Below are 21,979 nucleotides of genomic sequence, written 5' to 3' on the forward strand. Positions count from 1 at the left end.
ACCGCGATCAGGATTGAGAGCGGCACTGCGGCGAACAGCCCTGCTTCCAAAACTCGTGTTTCTTTGTCACTGAACATTAGATGCGCCTTCAGCATGTTTCGTTGAAGCTTAGAAGCTGCGGACCCCTGATTTGGTTCCGCGTGCCGGCGGCGAGTTGCAAGGGAGACAGTCGGCTTACCGGTCCGAGGGCGCCTCGAAATCACCAAGGTCGGATTCAAAGCCGGACGGACTTCAAACGCATGAACGGACCCGCAAAACCGCAATTCAATTAGCCAGCGCTAAATATCGTCCCGGAACGCCTTAGACGAATTGAAAATTCAAAACCCGCCGCTGGTCTTTCAATCAGGTGGATTTCGGCATATCTTGCCGCCCCATGTCCAGGAACGCCGCACTTCAACTCATTGCCGCCGCGCTCTTCGTTGCCATACTTGCGGGCATCCAACAGGGGCTAGGCTGGATCCTGGATCAGATGACGCCGCAATTTGCCTATGGAGCGCTGTCTGGCGCCCTGGTCGTCATGCTGATGTTCGCCATTGGCATATGGATGGACCGTTCAGCGACCTTCGGCAGAGGACAGCAGAAGCGCCCGGGCGACACGATCGACCTGTGACTGTTGCAACGGAGATCCGCGACCGGCCTTCATGAGAGCCGCCAACACCGGGCTCTGCTGTCCAGTTGTCAGCGCCCGTGCCATTTCCGATACAGCTTTCTCGTTCCCTCCCGACCGGAGCGCGGCAAGTACCTTCTCCGCCGCCTTGTAGCCAGAAGCTCGGGCCGCGCCGCGAACGCCGCCGGCCATGAACGCTTCCGGTACGCCGAAGCCCCTGCCCGATTCGCCCGTGACGGCATCCTGGGCGGCAATGCGCGCTGCGCTTTCAGAGTTTCGCGTGACAATGCTCGACGTGTCGGCAAAGAGTTTTTCTCGGTCTAGCAGATCAATAATTCTATCGGCCCTATCCTTGCCCCATAGCGTCGCCAGTCGGTCGCGGTTCCAGTCGCCTTCGCCTTTGATTATCTGCTGAAGCGCAACGCGGTCGTTTGCCTTGGTGCCAACGATACGCTCAATCTCAGCGCGCGCGCCTTCCCGAAGCCTGACAGGCACAGCAGACGGGCCAATCTGCATGCCCTGTGGCAGCGCGCCTTGCTGAAACTCCTGGGCGAGTTCGGCAGGGCGTGGCGATTCGCGACCGCTGGACAGGACCGTCTGCCCCCGCTGCACCGCGTCACGCTGGCGTGCCAGCTCGGAATATTTCGCGTCAACTTCCTTGATACCGGGGACCGACGCGCGAAGCTCGTCGTCGACAGCCTGACGCGCCGTGGTCAGCGCATTGATGGCGTTCGTCCCCTGTGTCGTTTCCAGCATATCGTCGATGGCTTGCCGGGTGTTCAGCAACTCCCCAGCGTCAGTTACGAGTGACGTTCCGGGGGGCGGCTGGCCGTTGGCGCGCGCCTGGGCAATCTCTTGTGGCGTCGGCGCATGGTCAAGCATGCCACGCACGCGCTGCACGGCACGCTGTGGCTCGCCACGCAATGTCTGTACTTCCTGGTCGAGATAGCGCGCAATCGGAAGGGTATCGACCGGGGCGGCGTCTCGCAGCGCCATCTGGTATTCCGGTGAAAGCGCCCGCTGGTTGGCCTCTATGCCGGCATTGATCCGAGACGGGACCGGCGCCGAGCCTAGCTCTTGATCAAGTGCGCTTCGAATGCGCTGGTTTGCGCTCGTTTCGCGAGCCTCGATCGCGCTGCGCACAATCTGCTTTCCTTCGCCCGGCGTGGCCGCAATCGCTCCGGCCGTGTGGCGCATGTTGGGGCCAAGATCCATTACCATGCCGTCATTGCCGAGCTTTGCCAAAGCAGCCGGGTCAATCGCATCTTGTCGCGCGGCGTCCGCCAGGACAGACACGGCCCGCTTGTCGAGGCCAAGGGCCCGAGCGATAGCGCCAACGTGCAGATTGTCGGCGACCGCCTTCACACCCTTGCCGATGATCGGGCCAACGACTGGCCCCGCGATCCCGGCTCCCAAGCCCATCAAACCGCCTTTGGTCGTTTCCCACGGGTCACCACCGGAGCGAACAGCGCTATCTGCCGCGCTGATGCCGCCACCAGTAATACCGCTCGCGAGCATTTTAATGGGCATGCTGGCAGCACCAATGCCGAAGGCCTCCGGTGCCGCCATCATAGCCGGCAGCGTACCGGCAACCGCTCCCGTCACGTTGCCGAGGGTGCGCGCGACGGGATGAGCGTCGCGGCTCACCTCGTTCATGCGGGTCATTTCGGCATTGACTTTGGAGTAAGGCTCTCCGGTCAACAGTGAGCCGATGCCAGCAGACGCTGCGGTCAGGCCCTTGTCGATGTACGGCCCAGCGATCGGGACGCCTTCCCCCGTCGAAGTGAGGAAGGTTCCGCCAGCGCCCATGTCGGGATTGGGCACGAAAGCGGGAGCATCGTGGCCACCTTTTGCCTTGGGGCCACCGCTGGCCATGATCGCCTGTGCTTTAGCTATGCCGGCCTTTGCCCGCGCCTCTGCATCGACGGCGTCGCCGCTCAGCGTCGAAGCCGCCGGCAGCGACTTGGCAATCTCTTCAACAGCCGCGTTTTGCTGCTCGGGCGTCATCGATAGAAAGGCGTCGTCGACTTTGACCTTCTGGCCTTGGATGTTGAGCGTTGCCATTACGGTTCAAGGCTCCATTTCAGCCCGTTGCTCGTCGTGCCGGCACCCGTCCCGGCAGAAGCGGGAGGTGCATTGTCCCCGCCGTTCTTGATGGCGTCGACCATCTGCCGGACGCGCGCCAGCTTGTCATCAACAGAGGCCTTCGCCTCGCCCGGCTTCGGCGTCAGGATCGCTGCTTGATTTTCTACTTCGGCCGGCGCCGCAGTCGCGCCTGACACGCTGTAGAGGTAGGAGGCAATGATGGTGCGCAGCGAGTTCGACGCCCGCTGATATTCGGGCGATTTCAGATAATCGGCTCCATAGTCGGAACCGTGCGGAACGGCCGAAAGCGCCTGATCCGACAGATTGGATAGGGCAGAGAAATTATCCTCGACAATCTTCAGTTCGGGACCGACCACTGAATACAGCTTGGCGTCCCGCTGCTGCTGCTCATTCAGCGGCTTCGACTTCGGACCAGTCAGCGGCACAATGCCCGTGTTCGGGCTTGGAGGCGGATTCGCTGCGCGCGGGCTTGTCGGTTCAGGGACGGCAGCGGGCGGCGTCTGCACAGGCGGCGGTGTGGCTGGCGCTGGTCCGGGAGCAGCAGGACCAGGCGAAGCAGCGGCGGGCGGCGTGATCGGTTGCGGCGCCTGTCCGGGCATCTGCGCGACGATACCAGAGGGCGTCAGGAACATCATTTCCCCATTCGGGCCGGTGATCGTTTTTCCGGCGCCGACCTGGGCGGCCTGCTCTTCGGTCAACTTGCCATTCTGAACGAGCCAGTTGAGTGCCTGGGCGTCAACCGACGTGCCTTTGAACAAAGGCGCTTTGCCGCCATCCTGTTGGGCGATGGACTTCGATTCTCCGGTGCGCTTGTTGTAGAGCGTGTTGTCGTCCAGCTTCTCCCAATCGGTCTGCTGCCCCGTATAGACGGCCTGATGCGTGTTAGGGTCGACAAGCGAGCCGCCGACTTCGATCAGCTTGTTTTGATCTGCCTGAAGCTTCCGTTCGTCGAAGTCGAGCCGCGCCTTTTCGGCCGGCGTCATCTGCGGGTTGCGCAGCCGCTCCGTCTCGATGCGGGTCTTCTCCATTTCGAGGCGGTTCTTTTCCATCTCCATTTGCGTGGCCGGGTCGGCCTGGTCCATTTTCTTTTTCAGGAGCAGGCTGACGACGCCACGCTGTTCAGGGCTCAACCGGGGATCTGTCGCCGCTTGCATGAGCTGCTGAACGGTCGGGCCGCCGCCCGCGACCTGAACGCCGCCACTCTGCGCCGCCGGAGCCGCGCCAGTGTTGACCGGAATCCATCCGTGGTCGCCTGTTGCGCCAGCCATGCCGGTCGTCTCGACATACTGATAGGTCTTGCCATCCGGTCCCTTGCGGATAGCACCGGGAGTCGGGTTGGCGCCAAGCATCGGCGCGCCGCCACCGTCAGCGGCACGCGGAGACTGCACGACGCGAGAGGCAGGCGCAGGCACGGGAACCCCAGACAGGGCTTGCGCGGGCGTCTGCTGCGGTCCAGAGGCGGCAGGAGCAACGAGCGCGTTGGCGACGGCACTGCCGGCTGCGGGTGCCATCCCTGCGGCGGGGTCAAGGCTCGCGACTTTCACCGGGTCCGAGGTGGAACCGCTGAACCGCGATACAAACGAGTTTGCCTGTGCGATACGCCGCGCGGCCTCGCCGCCTGGTCGATCATAGCCCGCGAATTTCCAGGCGTTGTTCATGATTTGCTGGGCTTCGGTCGGCGACTTCGCCGCGTTCAGCCGATCGATCAGCGTCGGGTCTTCCTGCAGGAAGAACTGTGCCTGGAGCTGCGGCGAAGGATTGCTGGGATCGCCGCCGTTCTTGGCCGCGAATTGTCGCATCGCCTCGAAACGCGGGCCGCGCCAAGACAGGATGCCGCCAGCCGTGCCAGCCCGACCGCTTTCACTCGGGTCCGACCACGATCCGAAGGCGTTCTTCGGATTGAACCGGCTTTCAGCGTTCGCAGTCGATGCGACGGCTGCGAGGCCATTGGGATTGGTGACCTTGCTTTTCACCGTGTCCATGAAACCGGAATAGATGTCGTTGCCCGACAGGTCCGGAGCCGGGCCAGCCGCGCCGCCTTGGCTGGGCGTTGCAACGTTGCCGCTGTCGGCCGTGGGAGCCCCGCCAGCGCCAGTGGAGCCAAACAGCGCCGAAAACACGCTGTCACCGCCTTTGCGCCAATCTGCTTCCGCTTTGTTGGCCCTGCCGTTGGCCAAGCGGTAGCCAAGAGCCTCGCCGACCGCAGAAAGGCCCTGCCCGACCGTCTTCGGCGCCACAGGGCCGCGAAGAGCGTCAGCGATGGCGCGAAGGCGCGCGAGTTCTTCCGGCGTCTGTACGCCAGTGTCCCCGCCGAAGATGAAACCCGGCTGCACCGTCATGCGAAGGCCCTCCCGTAATCAACGGCGTCGAAGCCGTCGACCTTCGTCACCGCATAGGGGCGATAGGCGCGAACCTCGTCAGCCATGACGCCGACCTGTTCGCCATCCCCCCACAGGTATTCGAAGACGTATTTCGTCAGGCCATTGGGATAGGTGCCGATCGCCCTGATGTTCTTTTTCAGCCTACGGTCCGAAAACTTGATCAGGTTCGCGCCGAGACCGAAGAGACCGCCGAGCAGATCGTTGCTGCTGGCCGCGTCCTGCTGCCATGCCTGGAGCTTCTGATTGTAGTTCGTGTTGATCAGCCCGGCCGTGTCGGTGGTCGGGATGGTCGGCATGTTGGCATTGACGAAATTCGGCTGACTAACCTGTGAGCCCGAGAGCAGCGCCGTCAGATTATTGATCGGCGCCGAATTCTGCGCCAAGGCCTCTTGCACGGCCTGCCCGCGACCGGACAGCAGCAGGGAGTTGTAGGCGTCGTTTTCGCCCTGGTCCTGGATGTTTTGCGCCTGGGCGTAGTTGTCCGAACCGGGACGGATGCCACGGTTGATCAAGTCGGCTTCGTTGGACTGCCGACGAGCATCCAGCGCCGGCTGAAGGCGCTTCATGCCGAGATCCATCAACCGGGCTTCGGTTGCGTCGTTAGACAGATCGACCGGTTTGGCTAGGAAGTCGTTCAGGAACGCCGATTGCGAATTGGCCAGCTTGCCGAGGTTCAGTTGCGCCGCGTCGGTCTGGTCCTTGATCGCCTTGCCGGCATCCGACAGGCTTTGCGTGGCTGTGTAGGTCGGGATGTCATAGGACTTGCCCGTATACGGGTCATTCCATTTGTAGGTACCAGACTGGTCATAGGTCAGGCTCCCGTCGGGCGTCACCTGGTTGACGTTGCCCAGATTGGCATTGGCAATCGCGGTGCCGACATTCGTTGCGGTCGACGCGGCGGAGGTTTCCTTGGGATCGGGCGGAGCCGGAGCTTTGGGAGCGCACATTTTCAGTTGTCCTCGAAGAACAGGGTCATTGCGTGGGCCGTGTGACGAAAGCCGACCCGTTCGCAGAGCTTGGCAACGCGAAGGTCGGTCATCGTCGTGACGTGAGCCCGCTTGACGCCGCGCGAGCGAAGTTCGTTCAGAATGTGCTTGGTTAGCTTCATGCCAATCCCGTTCCGGTGATCTGGCCGGACGTAAATCGCATCCTCTTGCGAGATGAGTTCGCTGTTGTGCATGTCGAGGGCGAGCCAGATCAGCGCGTAGCCGACGGCCTCCCCCTTTTCGGTCCTGACGACGAACAGCAGGATGTCGCCGCTGTCGCTCGACGCCACATAGGTCCCGAGCCGTGGGTTGTACGGCGGGCAGCGCATGCCCTGCCCCTCCAGCCGAGCCTGCATCTCGCCATAGTGTCGGACCAGCAAGGGCTGGACGTCGACATAGGCCGCGCCGAAGTTCTCGATGGTGATCCGGTAGTCGGTCATACGACGATGCCCCCGTTTTCAAAGGTGACGTCGAGCTGCACGAATTCGGTGGCCGGTCGCTGATTAAGGAAGCCTGTGATCTGCAACTGCGGCTGCATGACGTATCCGGTCTTTCCAACCGAAATCCATTGCCCGCCGCCGACTGACGCCACCGGCTGGGCCTGGTCCCATTTCGCAACATCCCACTGGCCGGAATCCCAAAGGTCAGCAGACCCGCCATCGGCCGCCGCAGGTGCCGGGGGAGCTGGACGGAATAGTTGACCGAGAATGAGATTTTCGGATTGTACGGCGTAGCGCTGAGAAAGGTCGGCCGGGCCTGATGCACGGTCTTCAGCCCGCCCAGCGACTTCATATGGTCGGGATTGCCGACATAGGTGTAATAGATCGGCAGGCCGTCATCGTTGCCGCTAATCTGGCCTTCGAAAACCTCTCCGTCATTGGTCCCGAAAAAGAGCCGGCTATCGTGCAGTTCGATGCAGCGCGTGGCCCAGCCGACGAACTTGCACCAAGCGCCAGTTTCAAGGTTGACGACGAATGCCCAGGACTCTTGCCCATCTGCCGTGACCGGCAATGAGACAATGGCGTAGTTCATATCCGGCCATTTGATGATTTCCCAAGGCAGGGAAAGCCGCCTGGCGGCCTCACGCTTCCAATCGGGCTCGATATTGCGCGAGATAGCCGCAAGCGACAGGGCGGCTGCATCCTTGTTGATCGCCGCCGAAATAGGCACCAAGCCTTCTTTCGTCGCGACGATCAGGTCGCCGCCAGCTCGCATCGTCGCGCGCTTGCCCAGCGGGTCTGTCAGGTCATAGCGACCTACCAAGTTCCATTCGGCTTGCGTCGAGCCGGCCGGATTAGATCCTTCGAAGATTGCTGCCTCGCCCTCAGTCGTGACGAAGACGCATTTGTCATCGATGCCGTCGCCAGCATCGAGCGACCATGTCGCGCCGAAGAGCAGCGAGCCGCCGCGCTGGAAAATGCCCGACAGGTTGAGCGAGCCCAGGGCGCCGGTCACGCTGTCAACGCCGAGATAGCGGGCGCGCATTGTGCCGCCTTCGATGAAGAAAAGGCGGTTGCGGTAGAGCCAGACATGAGACAGGGCCGAAGTCGCCACGCCGGTAATCGCGGCGGAGATCTGGACCACGCCGCCTGGAATGTCCGCCTTGGCAGAGCCGGCAATCGACCCTGTGACGGTTTCGTTGTCCTGGAACGTGCCGGTGATACTCTGAATGAACAGAGAGCCGGTCGTGCCATTGTCGATCGACTTGACCACGGTCGCGGTTGCGCCGCTGGTGCCGCCCGTGATGGTCTGACCGGCGACATAGTTGACCGTCTGGGTGTCGAAGTTCAGCCGATAGGTCGCGAGACCGTTGACGGCCGACCAGTCGAACGTCGTGCTGTAGAGCTGCAGAAAATCTGTGCCGTTGACCGCCACCACGAACGAGCCGCCGGACGTGGTGAAATTGACGTAGGAGTAATAGCCGGATGTCTGCCCGGAGACGGAAGCGACAGGCGGAACGGTCGGCGAAGCCGGCGACGTGACATCGCGGATTGTGGCAGCATCGCAGGCCCAAATTTTTTTCGTGCCGCCGGCATTGTAGGTGATGAAGCTTTCAACCGGGTCTGTGCCGACAGTCGCGCGCTTCACAGAGCCGCCGCGCAAAATGATGCCGGTCGAAGTCGGGAGACAGTTTTCAAGCGTCTGGGCTGAAAACGGCTTGGATTTGACCAGGCTCTGGTTGGTCACCCAGCCAGCGACAGGCGCGCCAAAGGTATACGGCTCAGACCTAGCCGCCGCTTGGACCGGAACGGCCTTACGGCGACCAGGAAAGCGTTCCGCCCTCACGGCGCACCTGTGACTGTCCCAGGCCACGCCACATTGCGACCACGCCAGCTAAGGGGCGGCTGACCAGACACTACCGGCTTGGAGCCGGGATCTTTGTCGATCAGCCGCAGCTTCAATGTTTCGAAGTCGTCTAGCGCCTGCTGATAGGCAAGGCCCTTGTTCTGCTTCCACCGGTAGATGATCGCCAGCTTCAGCAGACGCTCGGAAAGCCTGAACGTGTCGGCGTCTTCCGTGAACATCGTCTTCAGCGAATTGTCGCTCGCTTTGACCAGATTATTCGAGACATAGAAGAACTTCACGGTTTCGCCGGAGCCTATGACCGGCCACTGGTGAAACTGATCGCCGAAGATGATCCAGTAGCCGTTCACGCTGGCGACGGGCGTCACCTGAAGCTCAAGCCATTGGTCCGGACTGGTCAGATGGTTCGTCGCCCAGAGCCAGCGGGACGACCAGAGCGACGATGTTTGCTGCATCCGCTCATAGTCGTCAGGGAGGTTGAAATCGGCCGCAATGCCATCGCCTGTGAACGTCTTCAAGACCAGCAGCTTTTGCCAATCGTAGGCGTCGACGATTTCCGACGCCATGACGTTGGCAAGTTCCTGCATCTCGACCATTTCCCGGGTGGAGGCGCCATAAACCAGCGTCGGCACGTCCATGCCGAGTACGGTCGCTGCACCTTTCACCACATCGAGAATGGACATCAGGCGGCGTCCTTCGCGCCCTTGCCTTTGGCCGCCGGCTGGGTCTGCTCTTCAAGCAGTGCCTCCATCGCAGCCAGGCGCTCCGCCATCTGCTCGATGATGGCGTCCTTCTGGGCTTCGCGCTCGGATGCCTTGGCGGCGTCGGTGTTTTCCAGGAACAGCTTCGCCTGCTTGCGCATCTCGCGCATATTCGGCAGCCGGACCTTGTCCATCTGGCCTTCCTGAAGGTCGCGAACCTCTTCCACCGTCCGAATACCAGACAGGCGAAGGACTTCGGCCTGCTCGGGAGAAACGCCGGGCCACGCAGCGAGAGCCATGCCGTTGACCGGGATATCCTGACCCTTCTTGAACGCCTCATAGGCCGGCTCGATCTGCATCCAGCGCGCCGTCATGAACTTCAGCTTCTCGCCGTCCTGGTCCTCGCCCATCTTCGACGGGTCCGGGAGCATCAGGCGAACGCGTTCGGTCGTCTTGGTGTTCATTGGCGAGTGCGAGGGCGAATAGGTCACCCAGTCCTCCGCCTGCCGTTCGAGAAAGCGGCGCCCGCTTGCGTCGAGCCTGTAGCCCTTCAGGTCGCACTTCTCCGTAACCGGATCACCCTTGATCGGCAGCATCTCGTAGCTCGTCTTGAACCCCATCACTCGGATCATCGGGGCTTGGTTTTCGGCCATATTCTTTGCTCCTGAAACGTGGCGGGCGCCGAAGCGCCTCTTGAGGAATGGGGCGGAGCCGAAGCCCCGCCCTGTTGCCGTCAGTACGGGAAAGCGCACATGACAATCTTCGCCGAGGCGTCGATCGCGTAGGCGCAGACCGTGTCGGTGACGGCGGCGGCAACCTTCAGGGTGCCATCCGTGGTGCCGGACAGGATCAGGGCGTTGCCGTCAGCACCCGACACGAGAGCCGTGGCGAGCGTGGCCACGCCCTTGACCTGGATCCAGCCATATTCGCCATTGCCAGGGGCAGCAGCGAGAACGCCAGCACCGTTTGCAGCGGTGTCGGACACATCCGAGGTCACTTCGTTCGACTGGCCGGCAGAGACGCCGCCCGGTGCATAGAAGCCGACCACGTTGTTTGCGACGGCGGCGATGGCGCCGGCCCCCTGGTTGTATTTCACGAACCGGTAGACCTTGCCGTCATACGATTCGTAGGTGTCGCCAAGGCGGGGAGCCTTGCCGCTTTCCGCGCCCGTGAGATCGGCCGCGGTGTAGGTCTTGGTGATGTTTGCGCCAACAAAAGAGGTCATGATTTTCTCTCCTTATGCCGCGTCGAACAGGACGCCCTGAAGCGACCGGTTCGAGGTGACGAGATTGCCCATCCAGTAGAAGGGGATCACAACCGCATCCTGGTTGACGGGCTTCTTCTCGTCGTCCTGAGTCCACTGCGCCTCCTTATGCTGGTCGACGTAGACGTAGTCCGTGTTGAGGAAGTAGCCCTTCTCGGCCGTGGTCGTGAAATTCGTGTTGTCGTCGAACATCACGTCGGCGGTCTTGTACTTCAGGCCGATGAACCCGGACTGGGCCATGTCGGCATCCATGTACCTCTGAAGCTGCTGCTCACCGAGCTCGTACAGCGAGTAGAAGTCATGGCTGAAGGTGATGATGTCCGGCTTGTCGGCGCCGCGCGTCAACGAGAGCCAGAGCTTGTTCATGTCAGCCTTGAACGACGCCGCATTCGCTGCGGAAGGCGCCGCAGCAAGGTTGGTGCCGGTGGCCTCCAGGAACTTGTTGCGCCAGAACGTCCACATTGCGGAGTCAATGCCGCCGACCGTGCCCTGACCGTTGGTCTGGAGGATGTTGGCCAGGCCGCCGATCTGGTTAGACAGCGAGCCGTCCGAATACAGGTCGACAGAGAAGTTGTTCGCGGCGGTCTTCAGCGCATTGTTCTTCTTGGTTTTGACGAGGTTGATCATCGCGAACTTGCCGCTGTTCTGGCGAAGCTCCTTGCCGCTCGACACGACATGCAGCGCGACCTGCGCCCAGTCGAATTTCGCGGACGTGACGACATCCGAGCCGTTGGTGTTCAGCGTATCGAGGCCGGCATAGCGCTGGTAGGTGTTGTTCTCCGCGTACTCGAGCTGCACCTGAATTTCGGTGCCGCCGTCGAGATTGCGGATCTTGTTCTTCTTCTTCAGCCGGTTGAGGAAGGCGTTGTTCTTCGAAACGTTGTCCGCCACCTCGTTCGCGCTGTTGCGAAGCGTGGTGGACACCATTTCAGTGAAGGTGGTCGACGGACCAGCCATCGGGTTTAACCTTTCTGATTGCGCTCATAGACAGCGGCCAGCTCTTCATCTTCGGTGAGAGCCCGACCCTTGCCCGATGCTGTTGAGGGGATGTTGACGGCGGCGGCACGACGAGCGCCTTCGACCTTGGCGGCGCCATTGGTAGCGGCTGGCTTTGCAGCGGCTGCTTTAGCCCTAAGATCGGGATCGGCGTTCACGGCCATGTCGTAAGCCAGTCCGAAAACGGCCTCTTTCGAGGCGGCATCGCCGAGCTTCCTTCGCGCCTTGTGGATTGCTTCAACCATGTCGACTTCAGGGATTTCGGAGTAGAGCGGCTTGTCGGCTGACAAGCGGGTCAACTCGTCGGCGGCCGACTGCTGGTCGACGCGCTCCTGAAGCTTCTGGTTTATGCGGTCGTCGATCGTGGCGGGGTTATGGACAGATGAAAGCATCTGCTTAAGCCCGGCGATTTCCTGCCGCAATTCTGACTCGCCCTGCTGGACGGTTTGACCAAAGGCTGCCGCGATTTTGTCGCGCACGCCGTAGCTGTCGATGATCGCCATGATGGATTCGACGGGCGCCCGGTCCAGATTGGCCTGGGCGTTGAACAGGAAATCAATCGCCTTTGCAGGGGTGACAACCGACCCATCTGCCAGTTTGCGGCCCTTCTGCGGATCGAAGTAATGGGCATGCCGGTCGATTACCTCCTGGATCGGCTTGACCGTCGAAAGCTGCCGGCCGTGATCGGAAAGCCTGCTCTGCAGCTCTTGCTCGCGGGCAGCCACAAACGCCCGGATTTCAGCCGGCGTCTTCTCCCATGCGCCCTTGACGACATCGGCGCCCTGAAGGCCTTTCCAGTTGTCAGGCAGGGGAACCGAACCAGCGCCAGGCGTCAGACCATCGCCAGCCGGTTCCCCGCCATCACCGCCTTTCGGCGATGCCGTTGTGCCGGTCTCTTCCGTACGCTCTGGGCTGGCAAATTTGCCGCCTTCGCGTTCGGCGCCATTGTCGCGCTCGTTCTTGTTCCAGATTGCTTCAAGCGCGGAATCGTCGACGCCAGCATTGTCGTTCACGACGACATCAACAGTGGGGGTGGCTTCGGCAACGTTAGCGAGAGCGTTCATCGAAATTCCTCTGACACCTGAAGGCCCCGCTTCTTGCAAAACTCGGGGTTTTTGAATTTGCCCTTGGTCGGGGAAAGGCTGGGCTCGTACTCGACGCAATTGTGTTTCTTCAGATCGTCGCGCCGCTGAGAGCGCGAGCCGATAACCGCGCCGTTGATCGGCGAGCGGTATTCAGGAATGTCTGACATGACATTCGGCATGGTGATCTGACCCGCAAATGGCTTCTCCATCGGAGCGCCCGTCTGCCGGTCCACAAAGATGCCGTTTCGAAACACGTACCGAGCCATTTCAAGTCCCGCTTGGAGGCAGGACGAAGGGTGCGGTCGATCGGTGCGAAAAGATAAGCCGTTTGAAAAATCAGGCGAGCAGCAGGGCTGTCACGGCGTCATCGTCGGCCATGTCCGCCAAATAGCGCTGTATCATCAACTGGCCCATCGTCTGTTCAAGCATCGCGGCGCGGTCCACGGATGCAGGCCGATCCACAGGAATGCCTGCCTGTAGCGCGGCGATCACTTGCGGCGAAAGTTCCGGCCATGCAACCACTTCAACGATCGGCTCTTGCGGCTCGTTGAGGTCGACAATCTTGCCGTCTCGGATATACTTGATGGGACGACGGTAGAATCCGCCGTCGCCGCCAACGGGATGCGAGATGACAGGCGATTCCGCCGCAGTTGGGAAGTACCTGTTCGGAAAGTACCGCTTTCCGAAATAGCGATCAGCAAACATCAGCTCGGGTCCAGCGTCACGCCCAGGCGATTGCCGTCAGCATCGACCGATGCGACGATCCGGTCTTTAGTATCCGAAACATCGCGGAAAACAGCCGTCGCGGTGGTCATTCCGCTAGCCTTCCCAAGCAACGATGCGTTCTGCAGCCTGGTCGACTGGCGGAAGGTCAGTGCCCCATCCACAACCGTGTCATGAACAGCAGTCGCGACTGTAGCAGCGCTCGGTATATCCCCGACTGCGGCCGGGGCTGTGGGGATGTTGTCGGTCTTGGCCTTGATGGCGTTCACCGTGCCGTTCACGGTGCCGAAGTTGGTGTTGACCGTGCCGAATGCCGCTGCAATGTCTGATGCGTCGGCCGGGTCGGGCGGCAGATTGGCCGTTTTCGAGTTGATGCCGGAAAGCTGGGTGTCGAGGTTGGCCGTAGCCAGGCCGACAGCGGTTCGAACACCGGGCGCGTCTAGATCGTTGAAGCCGGTCACGCCGGTTCCTTTCGCAAGGACGATGTTCGTTCCTGCCGTCAAGAGGCGCGTGGTAGTTGACCACACAGCATCGAGCGCATTCGCCGCGAATTTTGCCGCTGTCAGCGCGCCGGCTGCAAAGGTGTTGGCAGTGATCGCGCCGGAGTTCCATGCAGTGCCGCCGGCATTGACCACGTTGACACCAAGCTGGGCGCTGGCGGTGTTCACCGCCGCATTGGCGATGTTCTTCACGTTCACCTCAATCACGCCGGCCGTCGAAGGCGTGGCCGCCGCGCTGCCGAGCAACTGCGTCATGTTCGAGGCGATCACGCCCGCCGTGACGCTGAGCTGGCCACTACCGGTGCCCGACGAAACCAAGACGCTCGCGCCGATGTCACGCGCGGTTTGCGCGGTTCCGGCGATGGCTGAAACGTCAACCCTGCCGTTTGCGTCGACAAGCTGGGTTCGGCCGCTGGTCGTGTCTCGGCGGAAAAGCTCGATCACCCGCGTGACCGGCGCCATATTGGCCTGGGTAATGTGAACCGTGTACTCTTCCGCGTCGGATGCCGACGCGATGGTCGTGTCCTCGTCGATCAGCAACGAATAGACGCCGGGCATGTTGGCAGCCGACAGTTCGGCAATCGTCGGCGTGGTGTAGACCGTTGCGGTGCCGCCGTTGCGGCTCCGGTAGACCGTAAAGGTGGTCAGACCCGTCTTGCGGGTTTTCAGGTCGGCGCTATCGACAGCGACGAAGTAGATGTTTTGGTCAATCTTTCCGCTTGGAATTCTCATCTCACGGCCCCAGCGCTACATCGCCATTGATGCCGACGCTAAAGAAGTCGACTTCGGTATCGGGATTCGCGCCGCCGATGCTCAAGCCTGTCCAGCCGGCCGCCGAAATAGAGCTGTCGGTGTTGTTGGTGAACGCTGGCTCTGATTGGCCGTCGTTCCAAATCTTCATGCTCAACGTGGTCCCGTTCACGCGAAACCGGAACCACACCCAGTTGTTTACGGCATAGTTGGGCGAAGGGCCGTTCGCGACTGCCCCGATGGTCGTCGAGGCTCCAGCCACATATTTCTGATCGCTTTGGGCGTAGAGTGTTCCCACATTTCGGCCAAGAAATGTGCCGATATAACCCGTCTCGGCACCCGCAGTACCCGCGCCCCGGATGGAGGCTCGCATGAACACTTCGCTGTCTGCGTATGCCTCGATGGCGCGCGCCCTGAAAAGCACTTCACAATCGGCTACAGCAGGAACGCGGTCCCACGACAAAGCCTGCCTGCTGGCAGATGTTTTGGTCCAGCGGAGGGCTTTGCCGCTCATCGCCGCCGCTACGTTCTGCACCAAAGGGACGTCGGTAGTAGCCCAGCGTTGGGTCCAGTCAGACGGTTTCGCGCCTACCGCATATTCAGAGAAATCGGTGCGGTATTGGTTGGATCCGATGATGGGCGTAAGCACTCCCTCCATGAACTGGAGTGGTTGCCCCGGATAGAACTGCCCCTGGTCGAACATTTAGCCGTTCAGGTCCACTGCGGCGACCGCGTCGGCTTTGGCTTTCAGCGCGTTGAACTCTGTCGTCATCTTGACCAGCTGGGCCTTCACGGCCGCCTCATAGGCGTTGCCCGCGCCGAAAGCATTCACAGTCGCGACGACATCGGCGAAGTCGTTCGGGATGGCGGCAAGCGCGACAGATGCCGTGCCTGCATTCGCCTTAACCTTCATCATTACCTGGCGCTGATCGCTCAGGCGCGCTGCGATTGCGGCCATGCCAACTTCGATTTCACTGGTGGTTGCCATTACTGCATTCCTTGCGGTTGAGGTTGGACGGTTTCAACGCCGGCCGGGCGCCCCTGCTGGTCCTTGATGATCCGCTTCGGTGCCGTCAGCGCCTTGGTGACTTCGATCATGAATTGGCCGAACATCTGCCGTTGCGCGGCGAGTTCCTTCAGAACGGCCTCGCCTCCAATCGGATCGATCTGGATCGGCGGAGGCACAATGCCGTTGGCGGCCAAGACCTGGTTCTGATCGGTTGCAGCCGCGATCTGTTTGGAGCGCAGATCGAACTGCTTTTCCTTCATCGTCATGTCGTGCTGCTCGCGCTTGAACTGCATATCCTGCTCAGCAGAGGCAGTTTTAATTTTCGCATCAGCAGCTTTTGCCGCCGCGTCCGCCTCTCGCGCCTTCGCTTCCGCTTCAGCTTTTTGTTGTTCGGGGTTAGGCTTTGGTGTCTCAGGCTGTTCGGCTTTCGCCTTGGCATCGGTGACCATCTTTTCCAGAACGTCTTCGACAGACTTGCCGAGGTTGAACAGGCGCGAGTTCGCCGCGAAGATTTCGACGGCAACCTCTTTCGGAAGCTCGCCAGACTGGACCATCGGGCCGACAGCAGCCCAATAGGCGCCGGCGCCTTGGAGGAATTCCGCTGCTTCGGCCTTCTGCCGCGACAGGTCCGCCTTCACTGTGGAATCGCTTTCGACATCGATGCGGTACATGGTCGATAGCTTTTGCGTGAAAAGCTGCTGAACGGCCTGCATCTGCGCCAGCTTGGCCTGCCGGGCTTTCTCCGCCATCTGCGCGGCCTGGGCGGCCTGCTGATACTGCTGCATCGTGTCGGGAGGCAGCTGCGCGCCCTCCGGAGGTGGCGGCGGCGGTTGAATGGGCGTGAGATCCTGTTGCGTCGGGATGATCTGGACGCCTGTCATCTGCTGGAGCGTCTCATGTGAGAATTTGGCCGGGATGATTTCCGACATCATCACGAACAGGTCACGCGCGCCGCGCTCCATCATGCGCTGCATCTTCTGGATGCGCAGCGAACCCCATTGCGTCTTGATCTGCTGGGCGCCAAGCGTCTCGCTGGCCTGAGAAGCACCGCGAACGATGTCCGAAATGCCGGTGATTTCGTATATGGCCTGCTTCGTCTGCTCACGGGCGTTGTACAGCTCGCGCAGAACGAGAATGAACTTTTCGACCGGCCAGAACGCGACGGCACCAGCCAAGCCGCCATTCGCCGCCCAGATTTCAGCATTGCCGATCGGGACAAATTCCGTGTCGTCGGCCGCTAGCATGTTGGCAATGTCGCCGGCATCGCCCGAATACCAGCCTTTGACCTTCATGTGGCCGGTAATGATGTTGATGCGCTTGGTGGTGAGGTCCAGCTCATCCGCGAGCTTGGAATAAATCGAGAATGGATTGACCGGCATCAGCCGCCCGGTGAGTTCGATCGGCTGCACGGGCGTTGCGATCGGGAAGAAGTTTGACAGGCCCAGAGGGTCGTCGACTGTCTTCAGGATCACACCCTGGTCATCGACGAAATAGACCTTGCGGCTGGTCCTACACCAGATTTCCCAACCCGTCAGGTCGCTGTCAGATCTCGCCGCGCGCCTTCTTCTCCTGGTCGGTCGTCTGCATGCCGATCAAAGCGGTATCGAATGCAGCGTCTTCGTTTTCGCGCGAAACGACGAACCGGAACGCCATCCACGGGCAATCGCTCCAGCGCTTGGCAGGGCCATGACGGAAATCGCGCCAGCTTACGGCTTCGAAGTCGATGCGCTCGTTTGCGAGGCGTTCCATTCCTGGTTGCGCCACCACGTCGTTTGGCAGATTGGTCCCGTTGCCAGCCATTCCGGCGCCTGTGGATTGAGGCCGCACATAGCCTCCAGCCGATCCGCCGTTGCCTGCCTTGTCTCCGCTGTCTCCGCCGGCAGCATCAGCTGCGTCTTCTGCGGCGCTTGGCGTCTCGCCTTCGGATGTGTCTTCGAGGTCATCGGTCACGTCCTTCACGAAATCGCTTTTGAAACGAAGCCTGACGACACCACGGCCCGCTAGGAACGCGTCTTGCGCCTCCGCCTCCAGTTCGACCTGAAGCTTCGAATCGTCGACCTGGACCTTTATCGACCGCTCGATGATTTCGGCCACGTCCTTGCCGGCTGGGTCTTCATCGGCAAATCGGCGGCGAACGTCTGGCGCGGGCGGGCTGTTGATGACCGCCGGCACGATGGTTTCGACGTTGGCGTACAGAATGTTGAAATCGTAAGTGCTGCCAAGTGTGGTCGACGAGTTGTAATCACGGCTCGATACCTCGCCCGTGAAGGCTTTGACGGCCTTTTCGGCATCGTCCAGCCACTGCTTTTCAAGCTTGGTAGCGGCCTCTATGCGGGCAAGCCATTTGGCACCCTCGTCGCGGAGGGCCTTCCCCTGTTTCTGCTGGTCAGTGGTGAGCTTGTCCGCCTTGGCCATTCCAACACGATGGCGGAAGCACGCACGAAAACATAAGCCGTTTGGAGATTCGATATTTCCGTCACAGCCGGCCAAATGCTGACCAACCGTCAGGGCGCTGCGATTTTCGATGCGCTACGATGTTTTGACTGAATACGTAAACGCCCGCCAGCGAGGGCCGGCGGGCGCACTCAGGCGGAAGCGGCGCGGGTTTAGCCTAGCCGATAACAAAGTTAGGGTACAGGCGAGCATGGTGCAGCGACAAATGCACAACCAAGCGATTCTTAGTCTACAGTCACTATTGCGACGTTGAAATTGTCGGCAGGGAATAGGCGGTCGCCAGTATCCAGCGCCTTGTTTCTAAGGACCACCCATTCAGTTTCCCAATCGATGGCGATTGTCGTTGTCGTGCTGTACGTATTCTTAGTGACATCTGTCAGCAGGGCTATGAATCGATCACGTTCCTTGTTTTGGAAACTCAGTCTGCTTGAGGCGTTGTCGAACGTGACACCTGGGCTAGACATCGTCAATGCACGATCCATAACTTGTGCTACAGCTAGCACTCTCCCTGGTCCAACCACTTTAGCTTCCGGCATTTTATTTTCCTCCCTGTTTTGAGTGCATTCCTAAATGCTTTTCGACTACAGCTGCCGGATCCGCCGTAGTCAATTACGGAAAAAGTACTAGGTCAAAAGCTTCGGGGATCGATCTTCGAATCACTCTTCGCGAACCGGCTTGAATTTACGCACGATCATTTCGAACAGAATATCCGAGATCCACATTGCCGAGACGCCAATCAGGAACGCTGCTGCCAGCGTTGTCGTGTCGTCAGCGGGGGCCGGGATCGGCAAACCGGTTGCCTTGAAGTAGGAAACCGCCGGCAGGGTCAGATACGCTGCCGCCAGGGCCCCACAGATAGGCGAGGCCACCATTTCACGGAGCTTGTACCGGTGCCGTGACAGAGCCCGCAGGATGCCGCCTGAAAGGCCGGCAACGAGCACGGGAGCCTTGATGCCAAGGAGTTCGAAGAAATCATGCATCACGGCTTCCATCCGCACCAGTCAACGCCCTTGGCATTGAATGAGTTCATCTCGTCCAGTTCGGCACGACTCATCACCTGAACGACTACGAGCGATGGCCGGCGCGGCGTGTTGTGGTCGCACCAGACTTTGCGCGGGTCGGCGACCGGCGCCGTCGTGACGCATGCTGAGAGAACCATGAACACTGGGATTGTCAGCGCTTTGCCCATTTGGTGGCCTCCGCCCGCGCCTGGTCGTCTGTCATGCCGGCGGCCTGCCGCTCTGCCGCTGTGGCCTCGCGGTCCATCTCCAGACGATCCTGAGCCGCGGCTAGCTCTTTGGCTGCCTGCTTTGCCTTCTCTCGCGCACTCCCCTTGCGATAGGCCGTCCAGAGCCCGGCAAGTGCCATGACGCCAGCGAGGAGATACGGCCAAAGCTGTTCGATGAGCGCTGTGGCGATCGGGATCATTTGCCAATCCTCGTCTTCGCCCGAATACGACCCCAGATCATTCCGACACTTGTTGCAAAGCCGATCAGCGACGCCCCGAGCTCATGAATGTTCCCGGTGAAGTCGCCTGTGGAAAAGTCGATGTTGATGCCGGCCAGACCGACGGAATTGAGCAGCGAGAAGACGCCAGCCCAGACCGCAAGCGACTGCCACCATGGCTTTGCATTTTCCATCACTATTTCCTCTTGAAGATTGCGCCGACGACGGCGAACAGCAGGCGCCAGAGCCAATTCCGTTCGACAGTCACGGTTTCGGTAGTCGGTGTCGGCGCGGGATAGATGATTGGCGGGGCCGAAGGGGGTGCAGGCGGCGCTACGGGAGGCGCGGCGGGTTGCGGAGCCGCTGGAGCCGGAACGATCACCGAGACGGGGTTCGCAGGCTCGGGCGTTGTCTCGTCGCCGGCTTCTTTCCCGGCATAGCCGCCCGCTTGCAAGGCGGCCTCGAACGCCCTCGCGTAACCGGCGATGGTCGCACCGTTGCGCTTCACGTCCGCGTTGATAATCGATCGCGCATTGATGTAGTCGGCCGTGGTGCTGGTGATGTAGTCGGCCAGCCTCTTGCCGGTGAACAAGCCCCGAAGCATGCCAACGAACATGATCAGCACCGCGATTTTCGGCTTCAACGCTAGATCCGGATTCGCGACGAGATCAACGCCGATGGCCAAGCCTATCTTGGCGTACATCTCTTTGCCGGTGATCTGCGGCAGGCCCCGCCCGCGATAATCCCAACCATCATTCGGGCCAGTGTTGCCCATCCGGCCGCCGTAGACGAAATTGGCGAGCTTCTGCGGCTGGCGGACATATCCAAGCGTGCTGGCCGCTGTTGGGAAGCGGGAAGGCCACGCCTTCATCATCGCCTCTGTCGAGTAGTTCAGGTTTTCCGATATCGGCTGCATCGACGAGCCAACTTCGTGATATGGCGTGGCCAGGATGTAAGCAAGTTGCCGAAGCGGCACATCGCGCGCCTGGGCTTCGTCCAGGATCAAATCGAGGATTGCGACCTGACCGCTGGAAAGGCTCGTGCCGAAAACGCCCGAGTTCCGTGAGCGAAGAGCGGCATAGAAAGCGCTGCGATCCATGATTTTCCCTGCGGGTTGCGAACCGGCGCAGGATGGTAGGAAGTATGCGAAAACTATAGCCGCTTGGTTTTGAGGTTACCGCGCCGTCAAAGGCTTAGCCTCCATCCAGCGTTCGCCAGTTTGACATTAGCGCCGGATGTGTTTGCCCAGTATATGTTCGTCGATTCGAGCACCAAGTTGACCGGAGGGAACACGCCAATCCCCCACATTTGGCTCCAGACCCATGAAAAAGGCGGTGGATTGGTGGTGTTGTTGAAAGCTCCATATGAATTGTTGGGAGCTAGCATAAAACCCGTGCCATCTCCGCCAGGTGCGGATGCCACCGGCGTTACGAAAATCTCAGACGCTATTGGCGGGACGAATGCCGAGACTGAAACCGCCGTCCATGTTGGCGCCGAAATGCTCCCGCTGTTCCCGGACGCCAAGATTGGCATCCCTGTGGGGTTTGTCCCAATCGTCAATTGAGCTCGGGTTCCATACTGGATCATGCGCCAGAGGTTGGACGAAGCATCGTTTCGAAAGGCACTGACCAGCGTTTTGTGGGTGTAGGTCGCGGGAAGCGTTGGGGCTGATGCTGATGCCGAAATCAGCCCGATTGTGGTGGTGCCGTTCCAGCAGACCCAGCCATAATACCAAGTGTTCGAAGCTTCCGCGCCGGTATCGAGACCATTGGCCCCCGATGCCGTGATATCGGCAGTCACGTTGACGGCGGTCAGCCGAACCGCATTGCCGCTTGCATCCTCGACCGAGAGCGCGTCTGCGGTGATTGCCACCTGGGTGGCGCTTGAGATGGTGACCTTCAGATTTCGGAACCCGGCGACGAGCTGCTGTTTTGTGCTGAGCAACATCGTACCGTCGGCATCAGGGACAGACACCGTGCGCGTCGTCGCAGTCGTGATCCCCGAGACCTGAAGTTTCAGCTTTTTGGTGGCGTCGGTCTCGTCGACAAAAAAGGTCGTGTTGTCCTCAAGGCTCTTGTTCTTCAGGGTTTCGGTTGCGGTCGACGAGTACGGCGGCACAGCGGCGCGCTGATAGCCGACACATGTCCAGTTGCCGCTGCCCAGAGACCGAAGGGTCATGATGTCGCCAGCCGCCGTGGTGATGTTCTGGGCTCCAGGCAGGATCAGGCTTGTAGCGTTGTGTGTCAGCGTCAGAATGCCGGCGAACGTCAGAACGCGGACGGCGCCCGCCACCACTGTGCCGAAACCGGTAATCGTCACGGTTCCGGTGATGGTGACTGTCACGCCCGTTGCGTTGGCCAAATTGACCGTCGCAGCAGATGCCATATTTGCGCCGGCTGCATTGAGATTGTCGTTGCCACCCACCGCGCTCGATGCGCCGGAGCCGCCGGCCGTTACCGGCCTCGCGGCGTTTGCGTCGGCTACCAGATCGTCGACCAGCGCGTTGTATTTCGCGCTTTCGATCGTGGTGTTTGGTGTTCCAGCGGTCCCCGGAGGGGCCGAATATACTCCACCAGCGCGAGGCATAGCCGCTCCAATCCTATTGGTCGGCGCTAGGGTGCTGATGCCTCTACGAAAAGATAAGCCGTTTGAATTCGCCTTGGCTTC

General features: G+C 60.7%; 24 protein-coding genes and 1 pseudogene. 1 reads left to right on the forward strand and 24 read right to left on the reverse strand.

The features are described from left to right. Positions 1-553 precede the first annotated feature (553 nt). The 5 genes and pseudogenes from AC56QP_RS01660 to AC56QP_RS01680 all read right to left on the reverse strand — a co-directional run bounded on the left by AC56QP_RS01660 (position 554) and on the right by AC56QP_RS01680 (position 6,520). Complete coding sequence (locus AC56QP_RS01660) at positions 554-2,671, reverse strand: hypothetical protein (RefSeq protein WP_497103899.1); 2,118 nt, start codon at positions 2,669-2,671, stop codon at positions 554-556. Next, positions 2,671-4,062: a hypothetical protein gene (locus tag AC56QP_RS01665; RefSeq protein ID WP_489863714.1), complete on the reverse strand. Its 1,392-nt coding sequence runs from the start codon at positions 4,060-4,062 to the stop codon at positions 2,671-2,673. The genes AC56QP_RS01660 and AC56QP_RS01665 overlap by 1 nt, the downstream gene beginning before the upstream one ends. A 279-nt stretch (positions 4,063-4,341) precedes the next feature. Then, positions 4,342-5,052 (reverse strand): annotated as a pseudogene (locus tag AC56QP_RS01670) (phage tail tip lysozyme); the annotation flags it as partial. Continuing rightward, positions 5,049-6,041 carry a tail fiber domain-containing protein gene (locus tag AC56QP_RS01675; RefSeq protein ID WP_489861174.1) on the reverse strand — a complete coding sequence of 331 codons (993 nt, stop codon included), beginning with the start codon at positions 6,039-6,041 and terminating at the stop codon, positions 5,049-5,051. The gene AC56QP_RS01675 and the pseudogene AC56QP_RS01670, both read right to left, overlap by 4 nt. Before the next feature lie 2 nt (positions 6,042-6,043). Then, complete coding sequence (locus AC56QP_RS01680; protein WP_497100843.1) at positions 6,044-6,520, reverse strand: GNAT family N-acetyltransferase; 477 nt, start codon at positions 6,518-6,520, stop codon at positions 6,044-6,046. 319 nt (positions 6,521-6,839) lie between these two features. Here AC56QP_RS01680 and AC56QP_RS01685 point away from each other — a divergent pair, with 319 nt between their 5' ends. Next, positions 6,840-7,094: a hypothetical protein gene (locus AC56QP_RS01685; RefSeq protein ID WP_497109016.1), complete on the forward strand. Its 255-nt coding sequence runs from the start codon at positions 6,840-6,842 to the stop codon at positions 7,092-7,094. Positions 7,095-8,362: 1,268 nt separating this feature from the next. On the opposite strand, the gene AC56QP_RS01690 is transcribed toward AC56QP_RS01685, so the two are convergent. The 19 genes from AC56QP_RS01690 to AC56QP_RS01780 all read right to left on the reverse strand — a co-directional run bounded on the left by AC56QP_RS01690 (position 8,363) and on the right by AC56QP_RS01780 (position 21,898). Further along, on the reverse strand, positions 8,363-9,067 hold the full coding sequence (locus AC56QP_RS01690; protein WP_489861172.1) for a hypothetical protein: 705 nt from the start codon (positions 9,065-9,067) through the stop codon (positions 8,363-8,365). Next, on the reverse strand, positions 9,067-9,738 hold the full coding sequence (locus tag AC56QP_RS01695; protein WP_489861171.1) for a hypothetical protein: 672 nt from the start codon (positions 9,736-9,738) through the stop codon (positions 9,067-9,069). Before AC56QP_RS01695 ends, AC56QP_RS01690 begins: the two co-directional genes overlap by 1 nt. An 80-nt stretch (positions 9,739-9,818) precedes the next feature. Beyond that, positions 9,819-10,310: a hypothetical protein gene (locus AC56QP_RS01700; RefSeq protein ID WP_489861170.1), complete on the reverse strand. Its 492-nt coding sequence runs from the start codon at positions 10,308-10,310 to the stop codon at positions 9,819-9,821. Between the two features lie 12 nt (positions 10,311-10,322). Continuing rightward, a complete protein-coding gene (locus AC56QP_RS01705; protein WP_489861169.1) occupies positions 10,323-11,306 on the reverse strand; it encodes a phage major capsid protein in 984 nt (327 codons plus the stop codon). Between the two features lie 5 nt (positions 11,307-11,311). After that, positions 11,312-12,448, reverse strand: coding sequence for a hypothetical protein (locus AC56QP_RS01710; RefSeq protein WP_489861168.1), 1,137 nt, complete (start codon positions 12,446-12,448; stop codon positions 11,312-11,314). Next, entirely contained in the window at positions 12,406-12,696 is a 291-nt protein-coding gene (locus AC56QP_RS01715; RefSeq protein ID WP_489861167.1) for a hypothetical protein, read from the reverse strand. The genes AC56QP_RS01710 and AC56QP_RS01715 overlap by 43 nt, the downstream gene beginning before the upstream one ends. Before the next feature lie 70 nt (positions 12,697-12,766). Next, complete coding sequence (locus AC56QP_RS01720) at positions 12,767-13,135, reverse strand: hypothetical protein (protein WP_489861166.1); 369 nt, start codon at positions 13,133-13,135, stop codon at positions 12,767-12,769. Next, positions 13,135-14,385 carry a hypothetical protein gene (locus tag AC56QP_RS01725; RefSeq protein WP_489861165.1) on the reverse strand — a complete coding sequence of 417 codons (1,251 nt, stop codon included), beginning with the start codon at positions 14,383-14,385 and terminating at the stop codon, positions 13,135-13,137. The genes AC56QP_RS01720 and AC56QP_RS01725 overlap by 1 nt, the downstream gene beginning before the upstream one ends. Before the next feature lies 1 nt (position 14,386). Next, positions 14,387-15,106 (reverse strand): hypothetical protein, encoded by a 720-nt coding sequence (locus tag AC56QP_RS01730; protein WP_489861164.1) that lies wholly within the window; start codon positions 15,104-15,106, stop codon positions 14,387-14,389. Continuing rightward, complete coding sequence (locus AC56QP_RS01735) at positions 15,107-15,391, reverse strand: hypothetical protein (protein ID WP_489861163.1); 285 nt, start codon at positions 15,389-15,391, stop codon at positions 15,107-15,109. Further along, positions 15,391-16,821 carry a hypothetical protein gene (locus tag AC56QP_RS01740; RefSeq protein ID WP_489861162.1) on the reverse strand — a complete coding sequence of 477 codons (1,431 nt, stop codon included), beginning with the start codon at positions 16,819-16,821 and terminating at the stop codon, positions 15,391-15,393. The genes AC56QP_RS01735 and AC56QP_RS01740 overlap by 1 nt, the downstream gene beginning before the upstream one ends. A 133-nt stretch (positions 16,822-16,954) precedes the next feature. Then, the gene (locus tag AC56QP_RS01745; RefSeq protein WP_489861161.1) at positions 16,955-17,827 is read right to left on the reverse strand and encodes a hypothetical protein; all 873 of its coding nucleotides are present in this window, start codon (positions 17,825-17,827) and stop codon (positions 16,955-16,957) included. 263 nt (positions 17,828-18,090) lie between these two features. Further along, positions 18,091-18,402, reverse strand: a complete 312-nt coding sequence (locus AC56QP_RS01750; RefSeq protein WP_489861160.1) for a hypothetical protein — start codon at positions 18,400-18,402, stop codon at positions 18,091-18,093. 120 nt (positions 18,403-18,522) lie between these two features. Continuing rightward, positions 18,523-18,846, reverse strand: coding sequence for a hypothetical protein (locus tag AC56QP_RS01755; protein ID WP_489861159.1), 324 nt, complete (start codon positions 18,844-18,846; stop codon positions 18,523-18,525). Further along, positions 18,846-19,055 carry a hypothetical protein gene (locus tag AC56QP_RS01760; RefSeq protein WP_489861158.1) on the reverse strand — a complete coding sequence of 70 codons (210 nt, stop codon included), beginning with the start codon at positions 19,053-19,055 and terminating at the stop codon, positions 18,846-18,848. The genes AC56QP_RS01755 and AC56QP_RS01760 overlap by 1 nt, the downstream gene beginning before the upstream one ends. Beyond that, positions 19,040-19,294: a hypothetical protein gene (locus AC56QP_RS01765; RefSeq protein ID WP_489861157.1), complete on the reverse strand. Its 255-nt coding sequence runs from the start codon at positions 19,292-19,294 to the stop codon at positions 19,040-19,042. Before AC56QP_RS01765 ends, AC56QP_RS01760 begins: the two co-directional genes overlap by 16 nt. After that, positions 19,291-19,506, reverse strand: coding sequence for a hypothetical protein (locus tag AC56QP_RS01770; RefSeq protein WP_489861156.1), 216 nt, complete (start codon positions 19,504-19,506; stop codon positions 19,291-19,293). The genes AC56QP_RS01765 and AC56QP_RS01770 overlap by 4 nt, the downstream gene beginning before the upstream one ends. 2 nt (positions 19,507-19,508) lie before the next feature. Further along, positions 19,509-20,411: a hypothetical protein gene (locus tag AC56QP_RS01775; RefSeq protein ID WP_489861155.1), complete on the reverse strand. Its 903-nt coding sequence runs from the start codon at positions 20,409-20,411 to the stop codon at positions 19,509-19,511. 86 nt (positions 20,412-20,497) lie between these two features. Continuing rightward, positions 20,498-21,898, reverse strand: a complete 1,401-nt coding sequence (locus AC56QP_RS01780; RefSeq protein WP_489861154.1) for a hypothetical protein — start codon at positions 21,896-21,898, stop codon at positions 20,498-20,500. Positions 21,899-21,979 lie beyond the last annotated feature (81 nt).

It is taken from the genome of Mesorhizobium sp. RCAM 05104 (assembly GCF_059683645.1).

Excerpts from the sequence above, each read along its gene's own strand:
- AC56QP_RS01660 (WP_497103899.1), bottom strand. The coding sequence starts at position 2,671 with ATGGCAACGCTCAACATCCAAGGCCAGAAGGTCAAAGTCGACGACGCC.
- AC56QP_RS01665 (WP_489863714.1), bottom strand. The coding sequence starts at position 4,062 with ATGCTTGGCGCCAACCCGACTCCCGGTGCTATCCGCAAGGGACCGGAT.
- AC56QP_RS01675 (WP_489861174.1), bottom strand. The coding sequence starts at position 6,041 with ATGTGCGCTCCCAAAGCTCCGGCTCCGCCCGATCCCAAGGAAACCTCC.
- AC56QP_RS01680 (WP_497100843.1), bottom strand. The coding sequence starts at position 6,520 with ATGACCGACTACCGGATCACCATCGAGAACTTCGGCGCGGCCTATGTC.
- AC56QP_RS01685 (WP_497109016.1), top strand. The coding sequence starts at position 6,840 with ATGCACGGTCTTCAGCCCGCCCAGCGACTTCATATGGTCGGGATTGCC.
- AC56QP_RS01690 (WP_489861172.1), bottom strand. The coding sequence starts at position 9,067 with ATGTCCATTCTCGATGTGGTGAAAGGTGCAGCGACCGTACTCGGCATG.
- AC56QP_RS01695 (WP_489861171.1), bottom strand. The coding sequence starts at position 9,738 with ATGGCCGAAAACCAAGCCCCGATGATCCGAGTGATGGGGTTCAAGACG.
- AC56QP_RS01700 (WP_489861170.1), bottom strand. The coding sequence starts at position 10,310 with ATGACCTCTTTTGTTGGCGCAAACATCACCAAGACCTACACCGCGGCC.
- AC56QP_RS01705 (WP_489861169.1), bottom strand. The coding sequence starts at position 11,306 with ATGGCTGGTCCGTCGACCACCTTCACTGAAATGGTGTCCACCACGCTT.
- AC56QP_RS01715 (WP_489861167.1), bottom strand. The coding sequence starts at position 12,696 with ATGGCTCGGTACGTGTTTCGAAACGGCATCTTTGTGGACCGGCAGACG.
- AC56QP_RS01720 (WP_489861166.1), bottom strand. The coding sequence starts at position 13,135 with ATGTTTGCTGATCGCTATTTCGGAAAGCGGTACTTTCCGAACAGGTAC.
- AC56QP_RS01725 (WP_489861165.1), bottom strand. The coding sequence starts at position 14,385 with ATGAGAATTCCAAGCGGAAAGATTGACCAAAACATCTACTTCGTCGCT.
- AC56QP_RS01730 (WP_489861164.1), bottom strand. The coding sequence starts at position 15,106 with ATGTTCGACCAGGGGCAGTTCTATCCGGGGCAACCACTCCAGTTCATG.
- AC56QP_RS01735 (WP_489861163.1), bottom strand. The coding sequence starts at position 15,391 with ATGGCAACCACCAGTGAAATCGAAGTTGGCATGGCCGCAATCGCAGCG.
- AC56QP_RS01745 (WP_489861161.1), bottom strand. The coding sequence starts at position 17,827 with ATGGCCAAGGCGGACAAGCTCACCACTGACCAGCAGAAACAGGGGAAG.
- AC56QP_RS01750 (WP_489861160.1), bottom strand. The coding sequence starts at position 18,402 with ATGCCGGAAGCTAAAGTGGTTGGACCAGGGAGAGTGCTAGCTGTAGCA.
- AC56QP_RS01755 (WP_489861159.1), bottom strand. The coding sequence starts at position 18,846 with ATGCATGATTTCTTCGAACTCCTTGGCATCAAGGCTCCCGTGCTCGTT.
- AC56QP_RS01760 (WP_489861158.1), bottom strand. The coding sequence starts at position 19,055 with ATGGGCAAAGCGCTGACAATCCCAGTGTTCATGGTTCTCTCAGCATGC.
- AC56QP_RS01765 (WP_489861157.1), bottom strand. The coding sequence starts at position 19,294 with ATGATCCCGATCGCCACAGCGCTCATCGAACAGCTTTGGCCGTATCTC.
- AC56QP_RS01770 (WP_489861156.1), bottom strand. The coding sequence starts at position 19,506 with ATGGAAAATGCAAAGCCATGGTGGCAGTCGCTTGCGGTCTGGGCTGGC.
- AC56QP_RS01775 (WP_489861155.1), bottom strand. The coding sequence starts at position 20,411 with ATGGATCGCAGCGCTTTCTATGCCGCTCTTCGCTCACGGAACTCGGGC.
- AC56QP_RS01780 (WP_489861154.1), bottom strand. The coding sequence starts at position 21,898 with ATGCCTCGCGCTGGTGGAGTATATTCGGCCCCTCCGGGGACCGCTGGA.